The organism is Rhodococcus sp. BH5 (genome assembly GCF_027583855.1).
GTDB lineage: Bacteria > Actinomycetota > Actinomycetes > Mycobacteriales > Mycobacteriaceae > Rhodococcus_F > Rhodococcus_F qingshengii.
The window spans coordinates 112,010-130,921 of record NZ_JAJHVW010000009.1; the positions used below are offsets into that span (position 1 = coordinate 112,010).

Annotated in this window: 11 protein-coding genes; 5 read left to right on the top strand and 6 right to left on the bottom strand. The window is 61.3% G+C overall.

Features of this window, described 5'->3' with window-relative positions:
• Nucleotide 1 precedes the first annotated feature (1 nt).
• Together hsdR and RhoBH5_RS22335 are read right to left on the bottom strand one after the other, a co-directional pair.
• The gene (gene hsdR / locus RhoBH5_RS22330; RefSeq protein WP_270008806.1) at nucleotides 2-2,365 is read right to left on the bottom strand and encodes an EcoAI/FtnUII family type I restriction enzme subunit R; all 2,364 of its coding nucleotides are present in this window, start codon (nucleotides 2,363-2,365) and stop codon (nucleotides 2-4) included.
• A gap of 13 nt (nucleotides 2,366-2,378) precedes the next feature.
• Entirely contained in the window at nucleotides 2,379-2,774 is a 396-nt protein-coding gene (locus RhoBH5_RS22335) for a hypothetical protein (protein ID WP_270008807.1), read from the bottom strand.
• 508 nt (nucleotides 2,775-3,282) lie between these two features.
• On the opposite strand from RhoBH5_RS22335, the gene RhoBH5_RS22340 reads away from it, so the two are divergent.
• On the top strand, nucleotides 3,283-4,872 hold the full coding sequence (locus RhoBH5_RS22340; protein WP_270008808.1) for an integrase: 1,590 nt from the start codon (nucleotides 3,283-3,285) through the stop codon (nucleotides 4,870-4,872).
• 89 nt (nucleotides 4,873-4,961) lie between these two features.
• Here the strand turns inward: RhoBH5_RS22340 and RhoBH5_RS32725 are convergent, their stop codons facing one another.
• The 3 genes from RhoBH5_RS32725 to RhoBH5_RS22355 all read right to left on the bottom strand — a co-directional run bounded on the left by RhoBH5_RS32725 (nucleotide 4,962) and on the right by RhoBH5_RS22355 (nucleotide 9,597).
• Entirely contained in the window at nucleotides 4,962-5,246 is a 285-nt protein-coding gene (locus RhoBH5_RS32725; RefSeq protein WP_442972470.1) for a hypothetical protein, read from the bottom strand.
• Between the two features lie 714 nt (nucleotides 5,247-5,960).
• The gene (locus RhoBH5_RS22350) at nucleotides 5,961-7,400 is read right to left on the bottom strand and encodes a phytoene desaturase family protein (protein WP_270008809.1); all 1,440 of its coding nucleotides are present in this window, start codon (nucleotides 7,398-7,400) and stop codon (nucleotides 5,961-5,963) included.
• 4 nt (nucleotides 7,401-7,404) lie between these two features.
• Nucleotides 7,405-9,597 carry a GmrSD restriction endonuclease domain-containing protein gene (locus tag RhoBH5_RS22355; protein ID WP_270008810.1) on the bottom strand — a complete coding sequence of 731 codons (2,193 nt, stop codon included), beginning with the start codon at nucleotides 9,595-9,597 and terminating at the stop codon, nucleotides 7,405-7,407.
• 534 nt (nucleotides 9,598-10,131) lie between these two features.
• Between RhoBH5_RS22355 and gltB the strand changes: the two genes are divergently transcribed.
• From gltB to RhoBH5_RS22370, 3 genes are all read left to right on the top strand, one after another.
• Nucleotides 10,132-14,730, top strand: coding sequence for a glutamate synthase large subunit (gltB, locus tag RhoBH5_RS22360; protein ID WP_270008811.1), 4,599 nt, complete (start codon nucleotides 10,132-10,134; stop codon nucleotides 14,728-14,730).
• Nucleotides 14,723-16,174 carry a glutamate synthase subunit beta gene (locus tag RhoBH5_RS22365; RefSeq protein WP_270008812.1) on the top strand — a complete coding sequence of 484 codons (1,452 nt, stop codon included), beginning with the start codon at nucleotides 14,723-14,725 and terminating at the stop codon, nucleotides 16,172-16,174. The genes gltB and RhoBH5_RS22365 overlap by 8 nt, the downstream gene beginning before the upstream one ends.
• Before the next feature lie 184 nt (nucleotides 16,175-16,358).
• Nucleotides 16,359-17,255 (top strand): cutinase family protein, encoded by an 897-nt coding sequence (locus tag RhoBH5_RS22370; RefSeq protein WP_007735797.1) that lies wholly within the window; start codon nucleotides 16,359-16,361, stop codon nucleotides 17,253-17,255.
• Here RhoBH5_RS22370 and RhoBH5_RS22375 read toward each other — a convergent pair whose 3' ends face one another.
• Nucleotides 17,256-17,804, bottom strand: a complete 549-nt coding sequence (locus RhoBH5_RS22375; RefSeq protein ID WP_270008813.1) for a DUF732 domain-containing protein — start codon at nucleotides 17,802-17,804, stop codon at nucleotides 17,256-17,258.
• Nucleotides 17,805-18,017: 213 nt separating this feature from the next.
• Here RhoBH5_RS22375 and RhoBH5_RS22380 point away from each other — a divergent pair, with 213 nt between their 5' ends.
• The gene (locus RhoBH5_RS22380; RefSeq protein ID WP_270008814.1) at nucleotides 18,018-18,890 is read left to right on the top strand and encodes a hypothetical protein; all 873 of its coding nucleotides are present in this window, start codon (nucleotides 18,018-18,020) and stop codon (nucleotides 18,888-18,890) included.
• Nucleotides 18,891-18,912 lie beyond the last annotated feature (22 nt).

The window sequence follows — 18,912 nt, forward strand, 5'->3', positions numbered from 1 at the left end:
ACTACCCTGCCGTATAGAGGTGCTGCTCCAGCTCTTCGACGGCGGAGTCGTACTCAAGCTTGCCTCCGAACTGGCCGACGATCTCGATCGGGGTGCCGATGTCGATGAACGGGTGGATCTGGAGGATCCGTGCATTGTGGTCCGGCTCGACGCCCTCGTCAGCGTACTTGTCGAGCAACGCCTGGAGCGTCGCTTGGGCCTTGGAGGAGTACTTGGCCCAGTAGCCGGTGGCGCGTACGTTGTCGGCACGCTGGCGGCGGGTCAGTGGGGGTTGGTCGAAGGCGACGTGGCAGACAAGGTCGAAGAGGCTGAAGTCCTTGCCGACCTCCTCGGCGAGTGCCTCGAAGAACACACCCTGATTTCGTAGCTCATCGACAACCGCCTGCTTGCTCTCGGCCTGACTCCAGCGTGTCAGGAAGGCGTCGAGAGTCGGGTAGGCATCGTGAACCCGCTTGCGGGTGTAGTCGGTGAGTCTCTCGGTGATGAGCTTTCCGTCCGGACCCATGTACTGAACGCGCTCGGCCACGAGCTCGACGGGCACGTCACCGACCACGTACTTCGTGCGCTGTCCGGGAAGGTCCGGCTGATCGAGCGGAGGGTCGATCACAGGTGGATTGGGATTATCAGGGCCGAAAGTGTCGGGCCCATCCGGAGGGTCGACCGGATCGTCCGGACCCGGCGTATAGATGACTACCGGCGCTCCATCGAAGTCCGGATCGGCGAACAACTCCGTAACTCGGCGGAAGTCCATGATCGTGAAGTAGAACTTGCCGTGCTCTTCGTTGATGCGGGTCCCGCGGCCGATGATCTGCTTGAACTTGGTCATCGAGCTGATCGACTGATCCAAGACAATGACCTTGCAGGTCTGAGCGTCGATGCCCGTAGACATCAGCTCGCTGGTCGTCGCGATTACCGGGTAGCGCGATTCGGGGTCGATAAAGTTGTCGAGCTCGGCCTTACCTTCGGTGTCGTCACCTGTGATGCGCATGACGTACTTGCGGTTCTTGGCGACGAGGTCACTGTTCTCGTTCGCCAACGCCGAGCGCATCCGCTCGGCGTGGTCGATGTCCTGGCAAAACACGATGGTCTTGGCGTACCGGTCGCCAGACTCCGTGAGGTACTGCGTTACCTTCTTCGCAATTAACTTGGTGCGCTGCTCAAGGACCAGGCGGCGGTCGAAGTCACGCTGGTTGTAGATCCGGTCTTCGATCACCTGGCCGTGTTTGTCCGTCTTTCCGTCCTCTGGGCGCCAGCCGGCGACATCCTTGTCGATGTCGATGCGCACGACCTTGTAGGGCGCGAGGTATCCGTCGTCGATGCCCTGTTTGAGCGAGTAGGTGAAGACCGGCTCGCCGAAGTAGGTGATGTTCGAGGTGTCGGACGTCTCCTTCGGGGTCGCAGTGAGACCGATCTGGACGGCGCCGTTGAAGTAATCGAGTACCTCGCGCCACTGGGCGTCTTCCCGGGCACTTCCCCGGTGGCACTCATCGACCACGATGAGGTCGAAGAAGTCGGGCGAGAACTTTTTGTAGATGTTCTGTGTGTCCTCAGTGCCGGTGATGGCCTGATAGATGGCGAGAAAGATCTCGAAGGCGGGGTCGGCCGTGCGGTTGGTGATCTTGGTCATCGCGTTGCCGAACGGCTTGAAGTCGTTGACCCGAGTCTGGTCGATCAGGATGTTGCGATCCGCGAGAAACAGCACCCGTTTGGCGCGCTTGGACTTCCAAAGTCGCCAGATGATCTGGAAGGCGGTGAATGTCTTGCCGGTGCCGGTGGCCATGACGAGCAGTGCTCGGTTCTGCCCATGTGCCACTGCCTCGATCGTCCGGTTCACGGCTTGGAGCTGGTAGTAGCGCAGCTCTTTGCCCTGGAAATAGTAGTCCTGCTCGATGACCTGGGACTCGGCGGTGTCAGGCTCGATGCCCTTCCAAGCGAGCCACTTGCGATGCAACTCCTCTGGCGAGGGGAACTCGTCGAGGGTTAACTCGCGCTCGATATGACCGGAGGTGACGGTTCGGTCGTGGAACAGGAAGCCGTCACCGTTCGAGCTGAACACGAATGGCACGTCCAGGCGATCTGCGTAACCGTGTGCCTGCTGCATGCCGGCGCCAAGGCTGTGTTTGTTGTCCTTGGCCTCGACGACAGCCAGCGGCAATCCCGGCTTGAGGAACAGCACGTAGTCGGCAGACTTGGAGGCCTCGCGAGCGTGGAGTTTGCCGCGCACCACGATCTTGCCGGGCGCGATCGTGTATTCCTCGCGCATCTGACTCTTCTCGGGGTCCCAGCCCGCGCGCATGATGGCAGGCGTGATGTACCGAGTACGGATCTCGGTCTCCTTCAATGCCTTTTTGCCGAGTTCGCTCACGACGTCATCACTATCATGGGCGTGATCCTATTGGGCGGTCCAGACGACATTCGGGGCGACCGCCCGGAATGTCGGATACCCGATCCTGGTTGCCGGATTCACCGGGCGATTCGCCCGCGGCGAGAGTGCATGAACCGGCGCGAAGCCCGGCCTGCTGCATCGAAAGATTGTCGGTGGCCCCGGATACCGTTCCGGATCGGCGGGTCTGTTCGTCGACCATCGACGCAATCTTGAACTTCCGCCCATCCGTCGTGGAGTCGAACTGAAAGTCGTTAGCCCGCAACACCTTCTGTGCATGATCCTCAGTGATCGAGGTGACCCCGGCACTGGCCCGTTTCCGGATCTTGCGGACCTTCACCCGCAATCCTTCCTCGCGCCAGAGGCGCTGAACCTTCTTCTTGTTGATCACCTAGTCGGCGGCCCGCCGGTCCGCCCACGCCCGTCGGAACCCTTTTTGCTGGTTGGCTTCGGCCCAGTCCCGCAACCACTTCCGCAGATCGGTATCCGGGTGGACCGCCCGCGATCACCACGAACTGTTCGGAGGGTGAACTGGTGGTCGACGTCGCTGAATTCGAGGATTTCTCGCCGATCATCGACCGTATTGTGTCGGACCGGTAGCCGGACGGCCTTCGACCTGACATAAGGGCGGCTATCGGAGGGTGTCGTGTGTTCTAGCTGCGGTGTCACACCCCGACCTTTTACTGTGTCAAGACGGTCAGCCATCTCGTGATGGTTCCCGTGATCGCACAAATCCCGATGGGTAAAGCTAGCCGGTGCATGCAGTTCTTGGGCAAAATAGAAGTACCCCCCAGTGAAACTGGGGGGTACTTCTGACCTCAACGAGGTAACGAGCTTATGGATGGCTTCGACGAATCGAAACAAGCCATGTAGCTCGTTTACGCCAATAAGATAACACGATGCCGATCTCAGAACTACCCCGTTACGCGAACTTCACTGCTCGAATGATGGAGATCACGTCGACACAGGCGCCGTGGCATCGACGCTTGTGGCGCAGCGGCACCATGCAGATCGCAAGGGAACTTCTCGACGAGAGTGTCAGGCCTGGAGCCCCAGAAGCCGCTATCACTGATCAACGCAGCTACGTCCAGCACTGTCTACGCACCGACCACGGCATTGCAGATCATGGCAAATGCGTCGAGGGCACTATCAAGGCGATCAAGCCGGGCATCACAGAAACGAGCCACGCCTGGATCAACCTAAGGGAACACGTCGACCGCATGCACGACTCGTATTTGATGAACTGGGCCGACTCTCTCGATTCCACGATTGCCAACGGCAAGCCGATCGACGTGGAGGGTGCAGCTAGGCGGATCACCGCCCATCTTTTGGATGCCGGCATGCACAAAAGCAGCCTGTATGCCTGGTTGCGTGCAATACGGGACAGCTCGAATACGATCACCATCGGGGATTTCTTGCGTGAGGCGGACAGCCGCCTGAAGCAGCCTGAGCGGATGTACACCTTCTGCGTTCCTGTCGAGAAAATGGGCAGATTTGATGTAGCAAATGCTCTTGGCTGGATGACAGCGCAAGAGACAGCGAAATGGAAACGACTCTACGCGAAGAACGCTCCGGGTCTGTTGCAACGCGGATCATTCTTACTCGAAGTGCAGGCCCGCGATGTCAACGCGGCAGCGGACAAAGCTAGATCCCGCATTTCCAACCTGGCCGCGAAGTTCTATCTCGGCAGCAAAACCCCAATCGTGATCTGCGCGAGCATGTGGTCGCAGGAAAAGGGCAGCGAGTTCCCCACCCAGGCAACCAACCGGGTCATCAATGTTCGCTCATTCGAACGACTCGGGCGGGTGCAGGACCTTGAGATGCTTGACTACATCACCAACACCCTTGCTCTGGTACAACCGTTGAGGACCGCCGCACCCCACATTGCAGTGATGAGTGGGTGGTCTGCGATCGAGTCGCTCATGATCGGTCCGTCCGACGGGCAGGATGCCATCGCGGCGAGTCGCTTTTCTCTTATTGTCGCCGCCAGCATGGTCCGAGCCGAACTCTCATGGCTATCGAGGAGCTATGCCGCTACTCACGGCGACGCCGCAGCCGATGACATGAGCAGCTGTGAGAAGAACATCGACCGGGCACGGTTATTTCAGATGCATGCCTGCGCGAATCCTCTAATCGACTTGCAGAAACCGGTCGACAACCTTGCCTTGGAGCGGATCCGGCCCGCACTGATAAATCCGCGACAGGAAGTCGAAAAGATCAGCGGCATCCTCACCCGCGAATTCACCCGGTTGTACAGGAAGAGAAACATGATTGTTCACGGCGGACACACACAGGAGAGCAACCTTCACTCCATTTCCGAAACGCTTGCCCCCCTGATCGGAGCTGGCATCGACCGAGTAGTCCATGTTGGCCTCACCTTCAACGTCCGACCGCTCGAACTTTCGGCAGTTGCCGAATCCCGAGTCCACTACCTCGTACCGGCAACCCCCGCCAACTCAGGCAACCTCTTGGACCTACTTGAGTTCTAATAGAGGTTGCCTTCGTTGCCGTTCTCAGATGCCAGCTTCGACTTGGTGCTCAGCTCCCACCTGCTGTTCAGTTATTCCGCCGAACTCGATCACACCTTCCACGTCAGCGCGATCGGTGAGCTGATGCGCGTCACCCGCAGCGAACTGCGAATCTTTCCACTGGTGGCCGTGGGGTCGGCGGCCCCTACCCACAACTCGACGAACTGCTCGCCGACCGGCGGGACCGCGACATTGCCGGCCGAGTCGTCAAGATTGACTACGAATTCCAGAGAGGCGGAAACCGCAGTTGGTGTGCCGCTATGACCCTTCCTCAGTTGGCCGGTGACTCGTCCACACGCCCAACTGAAGCACGCGGCATACCACTCACTCGCCACGGAACCGTTGACGGAAAACCATCGATATTCGGCATCTGGTCAGCCGCGGCGATTGCGCAGGTGGAGTGTGTCGAGAACCCGTGTCGACCGTCAACGTCGAATCGCTGCGGGCGTCCGGGGTTTCCGACGGCATTGAAGGGATCGAACCCCGTGGATTGCAGATCAGATCGCATGTCCGCGCGCAGAGGTGGTGTGCAGAGATGGACAGGCACGGTTGGTGGGCGGTCATCCTCCACCTGAATATTCGAGTGGCCATGGCGACGGAGGGTCGACTCTAACTTCGATGATCCGATTCGATCATTGTGAAGGTGCGAAATCTCGTAGCCCTCTGCACCGCGATGAAGCCATTACTCGGCGGCAACACGGCAGGGTTGAACCGGGCTGAGAAACATGGGAAGCGCGTCGGGGATCAGGAGTTCGACCCGTACAAAGTTTGATGTCGATGGCATCGCGAGTTTCCATTCGTCGTCGATGTGGGCCAATGCCAGTAGTTTCTCACCGGCGGTCGCTACGCCGGTCTCGATCTGAACCGACACAGCCCACGCGCCAACAGGGTCAGTTCAACCTCTTGTTCAGAGGCGCGACCGAAGCGCAGGCGTGCTCGAATTACGGCCCGTATTTGTGTATCGGGCGTGTCCGACAGAAGTTCCCCGTTTCCTTGAACAGTGACGACCGGTTCACGTGTGTCCGAAATGTCGTCCCCATCGGGGACGCTCAACCCCTAGACTTCATCGCCGCCCGCGCAGCATTGAACCCACCCATCCCGTGGACCCCGCCGCCCGGGGGAGTTGCGGACGAGCAGAGGTAGACGCCCGGGGCGCCGGTGGCATAGGGGTCGAGCCCGAACCGGGGGCGCGCGATGATCTGCCGCGCAGTGTTCGCCCCCGCGGAGATGTCGCCGCCCACGTAGTTGGGGTTGTACGCCTGCATCTGCGGCACATTGCGCACGTGGACGCCCACGATCCGGTCCCGGAACCCCGGCGCGAACCTCTCGATCTGACGCGTGACCACATCGGTCGCGTCACCCGGATATCCGTGCGGCACATGCGCATACGCCCATACCGGGTGGATGTCTCCCACAGATCGGGAGGGGTCGGCCAAGAACTGCTGGCCCAACAGAATGAAGGGCTTGTCCGGCATCTGACCCCGTACGGTCTGGCGTTCGGCAGCAGCAGTTTCCGAAATCGTCCCGGACAGATGCAGGGTGCCGGCCTTGCGGGCATGCGGATTCGTCCACGGCACGACGCTCCCGTCGGAATCACCACGCACGGCGTAGTCGACCTTGTACGCGGCGGTGCCGTAGCGGAATTTGCGGTAGGCCCGGGCAATGCGGTCGGGCTGCCGACCGTCGAGCAGACGGCCGGCCACGTCTGGTGCGATATCGAGCATCACGATGTCGTAGTCGGCGATCTGGGAGTAGTTGGTGACCCAGTTCCCGGTTTCGATGGTGCCACCGAGGCTACGCAGGATCGAGGCGAGCGCCTCCGCAATTGATTCTGAACCACCTTGCGCCACAGGCCAACCGTGAGCATGGGCTCCAGCAGTGAGCATCGAGCCGACAGCACTGGAGAGTGGAAGGGTGAGCGTCCCGAACATGTGCGCCGCGACGCCACCGAACAGCGCCCGCGCTTGTGGGGTCTTGAACATCCGAGCGAAACCCGTCGCGGGAAGCAGAGCGCCCGTGCCGAAACGGGCGAGCATCAGCGGGTGCTTCGGAACGTGCACGATCGGCTGGAAGACGTCCTGCACCAACTCATCGAAGTTCTCGGAGAGGTATCCGAAGACGTCGAGCCAGCGCTTACCGTCGACACCCAGTCCTTCAGCGGTCCGGCTGATGTCGCGCCACAGAACCCCGGCGGTGCCGTCGTCGAGTGGATGGACCAGATCGATCTCGGGCCACAGCCACGTCAGGCCATGCTTCGCGAGCCCGAATTCGCGGTCGAGGGCCTTGAAGTAGGGAGAAGCCAAAGCGGTGGGATGGAAGGCGGAGCAATCGTCGTGGACGAGTCCGTCGACTATGTATTCGCTACTGCGGGTGCCGCCGCCGATCTTGTCCGCACCTTCGATGACATGGACGTCGATTCCGGCGCGGGCGAGTTCGATCGCCGCCGCGAGACCGTTGGGGCCACTGCCCACCACTGCCGCTGTTGTCATGACTCTACCTTGTCAGCTTTTGTCTCTCGACGAGTGAACTGAGGGGAGTTAGTCCATCTGCTGATTCGCGCTGCCAGAAATCAAGCCCAGACATGTTGTCTGCACCAGCATGGTGCGCTGCTGAATCCAGCGTCGTGAATTCGTGGCCCTCGACCAACGCGGTTGAACTTTCCGTGATTTCGGCTCGTATCCGTAGCGATTCGTCGATCGGACTCAAAACGTCACCGACAGCCAAAATTCCGGTATCGATCAGATCCGAAATTTCTGGAGTTGCGAAAGGAGATGCAGCAGTGGGCGTCTCGTAGATTGCCGAAGGAGATTGACCTGCCAGCAATTTTTCGTATCCTGCTCGCGTTACCTCAGCCATAAGTGTGCGACGTTTCCGCAGGAACTCGTCGTACTCCATGTGCTCCCACCTGTCAGGTAGAGCGTGCCAAAACATTTGGTCTTTTAGAGATTTACCTGCGAAGCCTCGCTCCTCGACAAGCGCCGGCCAGTACTCGCCAGGTCTACGATCGGAGATCGCAATGTTGGTGCTCCAGTCCGTTGGCGCGAAGTTTGCAACCTGGTTAATCTTCTTCAGATCCATTATGCCCAAGGAGTTTTGGAGGTACTTTCGAGGATTGAGGTGGTGTCCTTCCGAACCTTTCTCCGCAGGTAGGGCCGGATCCATCCACTGTTGGATCTTGTTGTTCAACATGAACATGTCCGCATCCAAGATATTTAGAGAAGCGAGATAGGTCTGGTAGGTGGGGGAGAGCGCGGCCGACGACGAAATCAGAGCGTCGGGCATACGCAACGTCCAGAAATCTTCTGACAACTCAGCGTTGATGACCGATTCCAGTGTATTGATGAAGTGCCTGCTGTCGGTACTCTCCAGCGCACTCAAGCGATCCAGATCCTTCTGCAACTGTGTCTCTGCACTGCCGGTGTAGCGACCCGAGAGCTGAGACATGAACAGCCAACGTGCCATCAGGTTGCGTAGGACGGTCAGATCCACACCGAATCTGGTGCGTCCTAATATCCAAAGTGCGTAACTTGACAGAACATTCATGTCAGAGGTGATCATCTTGCGGGACTTGAATCCGGCGACCGCAAGGCATCGTATGAACTCTGTCCAGTGGATCTCTTTGATCACCAGAGGAAGCGCGGTTCGCAGTTTGTTTAGTTCAATTTCCTGGCGCGCGCCGTCAATGAAACCGGTGTGCCGATCTTTCGCCTGTAATGCGTTGTATGCATCACCCAGCTTCGCGCGATTCTGGCCGACAGCGACGAGCACGCGGACAAGCTGTCCGGCATCAACGGCAAGGTAGTTGTTGATCGGTGTCCACCGAACCGGTGCCTCCGCGATCTCGCTGGCTCGTTGCGGGGTCAGGCGGGAATTGCGGGCGAACTGCTCTAGCTGTTCACGCCCGTTTGGCCAGAAAACGCTCAGCCAGGTCAAGATGAAATCTGAGGATTTCAGGCTGACACCCTCGGAGTTGATTCGCACAAAGATGTCAGCGACAACCTTCTTGTCTGCGTGGCTCTGGATTTCGACGACGGTGAACTCGTAGGAACGAAGGTTGTCGAGCTGCCCCAGCCGATCTTCGATCAGCTCCTCCAACTCCTCGTCGATCTCCCCGCGCGCATCCTCGTACCTCCGTTTGAAGGCACGTTTGACCTTGAACGGATTGTCGAAAAATGCCGAGATGTTCGGTATCCAATCCGCGGATCTCTCAATAGCCGTGTTCGTGACCTCGAACTTCTCGGTGAACGGGTTGAACGCTATGAGCATGCGTTGTTCCTTGTACTCTGCATTCCGTACCGGTTGCCCCTTGAAAACGGAATACAGACTGGTCAGCCGCTGTTGCCCATCGATGATCTGGTGTGAACCACTTCGCTCGGTCGATCCTGATATGGCACGGGATGTGTCCTCTTGCGACACGTTCCAGAACATGATCTCGCCGACCGGATAGCCTCGGTACATCGAATCGAGCAGATCGCGGATCTTTGCCTTGGGCCATACAAATGGCCGTTGGAGATCTGGCAACTGAATGACACCGCTGTGGACTGAATCGACGAGGCTCTGAACATTCCATCCGACGGGTTTGAAAAGCGTGCTCATCCGGCGTTTCCTTCGACTTGGTTGGACCACGACGTAGTTGCCATCGTCGCGAAGAACTTTAGCTGCGGGGACGTCGGAGTTGACGGTCATGGCGACCTGAGCCTACGGAAATTACAGCGATGGCATTCTGCGAGCAAACAATTCAGGCCTAGACCTTGGTTGATCGATCAACTTTTGTTACAGTTCGAGGCGCACTGGCCGCAGCTGATTTTCATCGCTGCGGCCAGTTGTTGCATTCATCGCCCATCGCGCCTGTTTCCTGCGGATTCGGTATCCTGTGAATCGGAACTTCTCTGCACAGACGCAGCTCCGGAATCTGTCGAGGGGCCTTCTGGCTCCCTGCATCGCCGCAGTTCAGAGCAATTATAGGGCTACCTTAGTTGCGCCCGTGCCGGGGTTCTGAATTATCGTTTTCGTTACACGGTTGACTCACAAAAGTTTCAACCGACCGAAGACTCACGTCGCCGGGTGCCAGAACGCACACCATCGCGTCTGCGCAGGGCGGCTACTTCGGTGGTACCGAACACATCGTCGTGTCGGTGCTTTGAAGGACTTGCATTGCAAGTTGATGGCCATCAGCGCTGCTGGTCGTCGGTGCATCTTTATGGCATACGAAGGCTGGGTATGAAGCAACTTCCAGGCCCCCAGGGCCTCTATCACCCGTCCAATGAGCACGACTCCTGTGGAGTCGCATTTGTTGTCGACATGCATGGTCGCCGCAGCAGGGACATCGTCGAAAAGGCGATCACCGCTCTGGTCAACCTCGAGCATCGCGGCGCTGCCGGATCCGAACCCAACACGGGTGACGGTGCGGGCATTCTGCTGCAGGTTCCCGACAAGTTCTTCCGAGCTGTCGTGGACTTCGCGCTGCCCGCCGAAGGCGCGTATGCAACCGGTATCGCATTCCTCCCGCAGGGCGACGCCGATGCACACGAGGCTGCTGCTGCAGTCGAGAAGATCGTCGTCGAAGAGGGCCTGAAGGTTCTCGGCTGGCGCGAGGTCGGAACAGACGACTCCTCGCTGGGCGCACTGGCGCGCGACGCGATGCCGACGTTCCGTCAGATCTTCATCGGTTCCGAGGGTGACAAGTACACCGGCATGGATCTCGAGCGTCGTGCATACGTGGTGCGTAAGCGCACCGAGCACGAGCTCGGCTCCGAAGGCGCCGGCAAGGGTGGCCCGGGTAGCGAGACCGTGTACTTCCCCAGCCTGTCCGGCCAGACGTTCGTCTACAAGGGCATGCTCACCACCCCGCAGCTCAAGGGTTTCTACCTCGACCTGCAGGACGATCGTGTCGAGAGCGCACTGGGCTTGGTCCACTCGCGCTTCTCCACCAACACGTTCCCGTCGTGGCCGCTGGCGCACCCGTTCCGACGGGTCGCTCACAACGGTGAGATCAACACCGTCACCGGCAACGAGAACTGGATGCGCGCTCGCGAGTCCCTCATCGACAGCGACGTCTTCGGTGGCCGCGAGAACCTGGACAAGATCTTCCCGATCTGCACCCAGGGCGCCAGCGACACCGCTCGTTTCGACGAGGTGCTCGAGATGCTGCACCTCGCCGGTCGCAGCCTGCCGCACGCAGTTCTCATGATGATCCCCGAAGCCTGGGAGAAGCACGAGAGCATGGACCCCGCTCGTCGGGCGTTCTACGAGTACCACTCGGCTCTCATGGAGCCCTGGGACGGACCGGCGTCGGTGTGCTTCACCGACGGCACCGTCATCGGCGCCGTGCTGGACCGCAACGGTCTGCGTCCGTCGCGTCTGTGGATCACCGAAGACGGCCTCGTCGTCATGGCGTCGGAGGTCGGCGTCCTGCCGATCGATCCGTCCACGGTTGTCCGCAAGGTCCGCCTCCAGCCCGGCCGCATGTTCCTCGTGGACACCGCGCAGGGCCGGGTCATCAGCGACGAGGAACTGAAGAACGAACTCGCTGCCGAGCACCCGTACCAGCAGTGGATCGACGAAGGTCTGATCCACATGGACGACCTGCCGGACCGTCCGTACACGTACATGTCGCACGAGCGCGTCGTCCTGCGCCAGCAGCTCTTCGGTTTCACCAACGAAGAGGTCAACCTGCTGGTCAAGCCGATGGCTCTCTCCGGTGCCGAGGCACTGGGCTCGATGGGTACCGACACTCCGATCGCCGTGCTCTCGTCACGTCCGCGGATGCTGTTCGACTACTTCTCGCAGCTCTTCGCTCAGGTCACCAACCCGCCTCTCGACGCGATCCGTGAAGAGGTCGTCACCAGCCTCGGCGCGACCATCGGACCCGAGGGCGACCTGCTGCACCCGAATGCGGACTCCTGCAAGCAGATTGCGCTCCCGCAGCCGATCCTGCACAACGACGATCTGTCGAAGCTCGTTCACATCAACGACGACGGCGAATTCCCGGGCTTCCGCAGTGTCGTGATCCGTGGCCTGTACCCCGTCAAGGAAGGCGGCGACGGTATCCGTCGTGCGCTCGAGGGCATCAAGTACCAGGTCTCGCAGGCAATCGAGGGCGGCGCACGCATCGTCGTGCTCTCGGACCGTGAGTCCACCGAGGACTACGCACCGATCCCGTCGCTGCTCCTCACCTCGGCCGTGCACCACCATCTGGTTCGTGAGAAGTCGCGCACCAAGGTCGGCCTCATCGTCGAGGCCGGCGACGCCCGCGAGGTGCACCACATGGCGCTCCTCATCGGCTTCGGTGCCGCAGCGGTCAACCCGTACATGGCTTTCGAGACCATCGACGAGTTCCTGCAGAACGGCGAGCTCGAGGGTCTGACCCTCGAGAAAGGCATCGCGAACTACATCAAGGCAGCCGGCAAGGGTGTCCTGAAGGTGATGTCCAAGATGGGCATCTCGACGCTCGCGTCGTACACCGGTGCTCAGCTGTTCCAGGTCATCGGCCTCTCGCAGGAGCTGACGGACGAGTACTTCACCGGTCTGCAGTCGCAGCTCGGTGGCATCGGCCTCGACCAGATCGCAGCCGACGTCCAGGCACGTCACGCCGTCGCATACCTCGATCGCCCCGAAGAGCGCGCTCACCGCGAGCTCGAGGTCGGCGGCGAGTACCAGTGGCGTCGTGAAGGCGAGTACCACCTGTTCAACCCGGACACGGTCTTCAAGCTCCAGCACGCAACTCGCACAGGTCAGTACGAGGTGTTCAAGGAGTACACGACCATGGTCAACGACCAGTCGGAGCGCCTTGCCGCTCTGCGTGGTCTGTTCGACTTCAACATCGGCAAGCGGCCGTCGATCTCGATCGACGAGGTCGAGCCGGCCAGCGAGATCGTCAAGCGTTTCTCGACGGGTGCGATGAGCTACGGCTCCATCTCCGCCGAGGCTCACGAGACTCTCGCCATCGCGATGAACCGTCTGGGTGCCCGCTCCAATTCCGGTGAGGGCGGCGAACATCCGTCGCGCTTCACGCCGGACGAGAACGGCGATCTGCGTCGCAGTGCCATCAAGCAGGTCGCGTCGGGACGCTTCGGTGTCACCTCGCACTACCTGAGCAACTGCACCGACATCCAGATCAAGATGGCGCAGGGAGCCAAGCCCGGTGAGGGCGGCCAGCTTCCGGCTCACAAGGTGTACCCGTGGGTGGCCGAGGTTCGGCACTCCACGCCTGGCGTCGGGCTGATTTCGCCGCCGCCGCACCACGACATCTACTCGATCGAGGATCTCGCTCAGCTGATCCACGACCTGAAGAACGCCAACCCGCAGGCCCGCATCCACGTGAAGCTGGTCTCCGAGGTCGGCGTCGGAACCGTCGCGGCCGGTGTCTCCAAGGCACATGCCGACGTCGTTCTGATCTCCGGTCACGACGGTGGCACCGGTGCCACCCCGCTGACCTCCGTCAAGCACGCGGGCGCACCGTGGGAACTCGGCCTCGCCGAGACCCAGCAGACGTTGCTGCTCAACGGTCTCCGTGACCGCATCGTCGTGCAGGTCGACGGCCAGCTCAAGACGGGTCGCGACGTCGTCGTCGCTGCCCTGCTCGGCGGCGAGGAGTTCGGTTTCGCCACCGCACCGCTGGTGGTCTCGGGCTGCATCATGATGCGCGTCTGCCACCTCGACACCTGCCCCGTCGGTGTCGCGACGCAGAACCCGTTGCTGCGTCAGCGTTTCAGTGGCAAGCCGGAATTCGTCGAGAACTTCTTCATGTTCATCGCCGAAGAGGTTCGCGAGCTTCTCGCGGAACTCGGCTTCCGCACGCTGCTCGAAGCCGTCGGCCAGGTCGACATGCTGGACACCACGCGCGCTCTCGATCACTGGAAGGGAAGCAAGGCAGGCAATCTCGATCTGTCGCCGATCCTCACCCAGGTCGAGTCCGCGTTCATGGACCAGGACGTCCACTGCACCGGCACGCAGGATCACGGTCTCGACAAGGCACTCGATCAGCAGTTGATCGTCTCGGCCCGCAACGCACTCGACAAGGGTGAGGCGGTCTCCTTCGAGTCCGCGATCACCAACGTCAACCGCACGGTCGGCACCATGCTCGGCCACGAGGTCACCAAGGCGTTCGGTGGAGAGGGCTTGCCCGAGGGCACCATCGACATCACGTTCACCGGTTCCGCCGGTAACAGCTTCGGTGCTTTCGTGCCCAGCGGTATGACCCTGCGCCTGCACGGCGACGCCAACGACTTCGTCGGCAAGGGTCTCTCGGGTGGACGCATCGTCGTACGCCCGCCGCTCGATGCAGCGGAAGGCTTTGTCGCCGAGGACAACATCATCGGTGGCAACGTCATCCTGTTCGGCGCCACCAGCGGCGAGGCTCTGCTTCGCGGTGTCGTCGGCGAACGCTTCGCAGTCCGTAACTCCGGCGCCACTGCCGTCGTCGAGGGTGTGGGCGATCATGGTTGCGAGTACATGACGGGTGGAAAGGTGGTCATCCTCGGAGCCACCGGACGTAACTTCGGCGCCGGCATGTCCGGTGGCGTCGCGTACATCTACAACCCCGACAAGGCATTCGAGAAGAACCTCAACACCGAACTGGTGGACCTCGAGGATCTTTCGGGCGACGACTTCACCTGGTTGAAGGGCGCCATCGAACGTCATCGCGACGAAACCGGCTCCGAGGTTGCCACGCGCATCCTCGCTGACTGGTCGCAGCAGGTGGGTCACTTCGCAAAGGTGATGCCCCGCGACTACAAGAAGGTTCTTTTGGCCATCGCGGCCGCAGAGAAGGATGGCAAGAACGTGGACGAGGCAGTTATGGAGGCAGCTCGTGGGTGATCCAAGCGGCTTCCTGAAGCACACGTCGCGCGAACTTCCGGTTCGCCGGCCGGTGCCGTTGCGCCTGCTCGACTGGAAAGAGGTCTACGAGGAGTTCCCGAAGGAAACCCTCAAGACCCAGGCCAGCCGTTGCATGGACTGCGGAATTCCTTTCTGCCACAACGGTTGCCCTCTCGGAAACTTGATTCCCGAGTGGAACGACCTGGTCTACAAGGACCACTGGCACGACGCCATCGAGCGTCTGCACGCGACCAACAACTTCCCGGAGTTCACCGGTCGTCTGTGCCCCGCACCCTGTGAGGCGTCCTGTGTCCTGGGCATCAACCAGGATCCGGTCACCATCAAGCAGGTCGAGGTCGAGATCATCGACAAGGCCTTCGACGAAGGGTGGGTCAAGCCGGTTCGCGCCGCGCACGCCACCAACAAGAAGGTTGCGGTTGTCGGCAGTGGTCCGGCCGGTCTGGCTGCAGCGCAGCAGCTGACCCGCGCCGGTCACGCAGTGACGGTCTTCGAGCGGGCAGACCGCATCGGCGGCCTGCTGCGCTACGGCATCCCCGAGTTCAAGATGGAGAAGCGGCACATCGACCGCCGTCTCGAGCAGATGGAAGCCGAAGGCACCGTCTTCAAGACCAACGTCAATGTCGGCGTGGACATCACCGCGGAGGAGCTGCGTGAGCAGTTCGACGCAGTGGTTCTGGCCGGCGGCGCCACCGCAGCTCGCGATCTTCCGATCCCGGGCCGCGAACTGGACGGCATCCACCAGGCGATGGAGTTCCTGCCGATCGCCAACCGCGTGCAGTTGGGTGACCTCGACGCTCCCACCATCACCGCTGAGGGCAAGAAGGTTGTCATCATCGGCGGCGGCGACACCGGAGCGGACTGCCTCGGCACCTCGCACCGTCAGGGTGCGGCCAGCGTCCACCAGTTCGAGATCATGCCGCGTCCGCCGGAGACTCGCGCCGAGCAGACTCCGTGGCCGACGTACCCGCTCATGTTCCGCGTGGCTTCGGCTCACGAGGAGGGCGGCGAGCGTCTGTTCTCCGTCAACACCGAGAACTTCGTCGGTGAAAACGGCAAGGTCACCGGACTCAAGGCTCACGAGGTCGAGATGAAGTCGGGTCGCTTCGAGAAGGTCGAGGGCTCGGACTTCGAGCTCGAAGCCGATCTCGTGCTCCTGGCCATGGGCTTCGTCGGTCCCGAGAAGCCGGGTCTGCTCACCGATCTCGGTGTCGACTTGAACGAGCGTGGCAACGTCGCCCGCACGTCGAAGTGGAACACCAACGTCGACGGCGTGTTCGTGGCCGGCGACATGGGCCGCGGCCAGTCCCTGATCGTCTGGGCCATCGCCGAGGGACGTTCCGCAGCAGCCGCTGTGGACACCTACCTCGAGGGTGTCACGGCCCTTCCGTCACCGATCCACCCGACAGCGGCTCCGCAGCGCTAGAGGCTCTCACAAAGCCGCACCCCACCGCATTCGGTGGGGTGCGGCTTTGTTTCTGCAAGCAATTCGCACGATCTGTAACAAACCTTCATCAATCGTGCATCGGACAGACACAACGCCCAGACAGCATGATTCCGGAGCACCGATAGTGGTGTATGGGTTGCTGAAGGTAAAACAGGGGAGTTTCATGCGTGCGAGGCGTCTCGTTGCGGTGTTGTCGGCACTTGCTGCGGCAGTAGTGGTACCGGTTGTCAGTGCTCCCGTGGCGTCGGCTGATCCCTGCCCCAGCCTGTACGTCGTGGCCATCCCGGGAACCTGGGAGCCCTCGGGCACCAGGCCCGGCGCCGGCATGCTCGCCCCGGTGACCAACGGGCTTCCGGGCTCCGTTCGCACCGATTACGTCACCTACTCGGCGACGGCCTTCCCGTGGGAGTCCAACGTCTACGCCAAGTCGAAGCAGCAGGCCGTCGACAATGCCCGCGGCATGATCGGCGCCATGGCCGCCTCGTGCGGTGACACTCGCTTCGCCATCGTCGGATACAGCCAGGGCGCCGACGCGGCAGGCGATCTCGCCGCCGAGATCGGAACCGGCATCGGCGTGGTCCCCCCGACTCGCGTCGAGGGCGTCGGCTTGCTGTCCGATCCCCGTCGTTCCGAGTCCGACGTCCTGATCGGCCCCGCTGTCGGCGGTAACGGTGCCAGCGGCCCTCGCATCGGTGGATTCGGTTGGCTGTCAGGCAAAACGGTGACGCTGTGCGCGGTCGGTGACCTGTACTGCTCGACGCCGAAGGACGATTTCGTGATGCGTCTGGCCGGATTCATGGCTCAGGCGTCCGATCCCACTCCGGCCAGTGCGCTCGCGCTGCGCGACGAGGCCGCCGTGATCGTCAATGATCTGATCACCGCAGGCGGTCTCCCCGCTTTGATGGCCCAGCTCGATCCGGGCGCGAACTCGCGGCGCATCGATCAGTTGGTCGACTTCTACGGCTCGCAGGTCCACACCGACTACACGCGTTACGTCGTTGACGGCGCAGGCAATTCGGCTACATCCTGGCTGCACGGCTGGTTGGCCGGCAAGGCCTGATCAGCAGTACGTCTGCTCCGCCGTGTCGACGTAGATCTCGGCAACGCGCTGCGAGGACATCGGCGTGATCTGTGAGTACACCTCGCCGACGGAGTTGAACTCCGCCAGCACTTCGGACCGAGGCATACCGTCAGCGAGCGCCTTGCAGGTGCCGTCGGCGTAGAGGATCTCGGCGGAATCCATTCCGGCGGGCGGGATCCCGGCCAGACGCAGAGCGGCGATGTACCGCTGTCCCTTCTCGCCCGCGTTCGCGACGATCTCTTCCGGTGAGCGTGCGTCGATCGGTGCGTTCGCCGGAGGCGCTACCGGTAGTGACACCGCCGGCGGAGTCGATTCGACGATGCTCGGCGCTGCTTCCGCAGGTGCGGCGAGTGGGCTGGTCGGCAATTCGGGAAGCGTACTGGGGGCAGTCGAACTCGACGTCGCCGCAACCGACGTGCTGGTGGCCGCAGAAGTGGATTCCGATGCGTCGCTGTCGGATTGGCTGCTGCAGCCGCTGAGGAGTAGGCCCGCTGCCGCGACGCAGAGGACCAGTCTGTTCGTGTTCATCACCCGTGAGTGTTACATACCGTACCGCCTATTTTGTCCGTTTTAAGGAAACTCCCTTTTGCCCTGTTTTTAAGTCGAAGTCCTGTGATATACATCTGTTCAGTTGTTACTTGTGAGTAGGAGCACACCGCAAAGACCTTGTCGGCGGCGGTCGAAACACAAGCAATGACTGCGAGTTTCGTCCCCCATCACATAAACGGCAGGGAGAAATCAGTGCAGAAATCTCACAAGAACGGCAACAGACGTCTCGGCACGCGCGTGGCCGTCATTGCAGGTACCGCAGGTGCGGTCCTCGCGTTCGCGGCGCCGATGGCCTCGGCTCAGGATCCGGTCGACAATTCGATACCCGGTGCCGCAGTGTGTCCGGCTACTGCCGAATCCTGTGTGTCGGTTGTGGTTCAGAGCGGAACCTTCGACAACAACGGCTTCAACCTCCCGATCGGAAAAGGCGACATGATCATCGCCGCCGAGGCCGGCTCCGGTGAAGGTGAGTCCACCGTTCTTCTCCCGCGCGACGACGGACACAACGGTGTCTACTCCAAGCCGTTGACCGTTCCGGGTGGAGTCCTGGGAATCGATCTTCCGTTCGGCAATCTCTTCGGCCTGGCCGCAGTCACCGCCGAAGTGGAGGCAACGGCTGCGCCGACCCTCAACGGAATCATCACCGACATGGATCTGAGCATCCCGGTGCGGATGAAGATCAACAACGCGTTCCTCGGTGACAACTGCTACCTGGGCTCCGCGGCTGCGCCGGTGAATCTTCGTCTCGCGCCTGACCCGTCGGTGGTACCGACCTACACGGTGCTCCCGGACAATGCACTGAAGGTGAGCCCGGTCGGGAACCAGGCCACCGGCTTCGCGCTGCCCGCCGCCAGTGGTTGCGGACCGTTCGGAGTGCTGAACCCGATCGTCAACTGGCGAGCAAAGGTACCGGCCACGTCGGGAACCTCGCTCAGCACGATCTCCGACGCCTACCTGTACCCGGGCGGCCTCACCGGTAGCGATCCTCTCGACGATCTCGGTGGCGGAACAGGATCCAGCGGTTCCAGTGGCTCGAGCGGTTCGTCCGGAAGCTCCGGTTCCTGAAAACTCGGATGCCTTGAAGCAG

What these genes read in the sequence shown, in the direction of transcription:
- RhoBH5_RS22370 (WP_007735797.1), top strand. Translation starts at nt 16,359, where the DNA reads ATGCGTGCGAGGCGTCTCGTTGCGGTGTTGTCGGCACTTGCTGCGGCA.
- RhoBH5_RS22375 (WP_270008813.1), bottom strand. Translation starts at nt 17,804, where the DNA reads ATGAACACGAACAGACTGGTCCTCTGCGTCGCGGCAGCGGGCCTACTC.
- RhoBH5_RS22350 (WP_270008809.1), bottom strand. Translation starts at nt 7,400, where the DNA reads ATGACAACAGCGGCAGTGGTGGGCAGTGGCCCCAACGGTCTCGCGGCG.
- RhoBH5_RS22355 (WP_270008810.1), bottom strand. Translation starts at nt 9,597, where the DNA reads ATGACCGTCAACTCCGACGTCCCCGCAGCTAAAGTTCTTCGCGACGAT.
- RhoBH5_RS22340 (WP_270008808.1), top strand. Translation starts at nt 3,283, where the DNA reads ATGCCGATCTCAGAACTACCCCGTTACGCGAACTTCACTGCTCGAATG.
- gltB (WP_270008811.1), top strand. Translation starts at nt 10,132, where the DNA reads ATGAAGCAACTTCCAGGCCCCCAGGGCCTCTATCACCCGTCCAATGAG.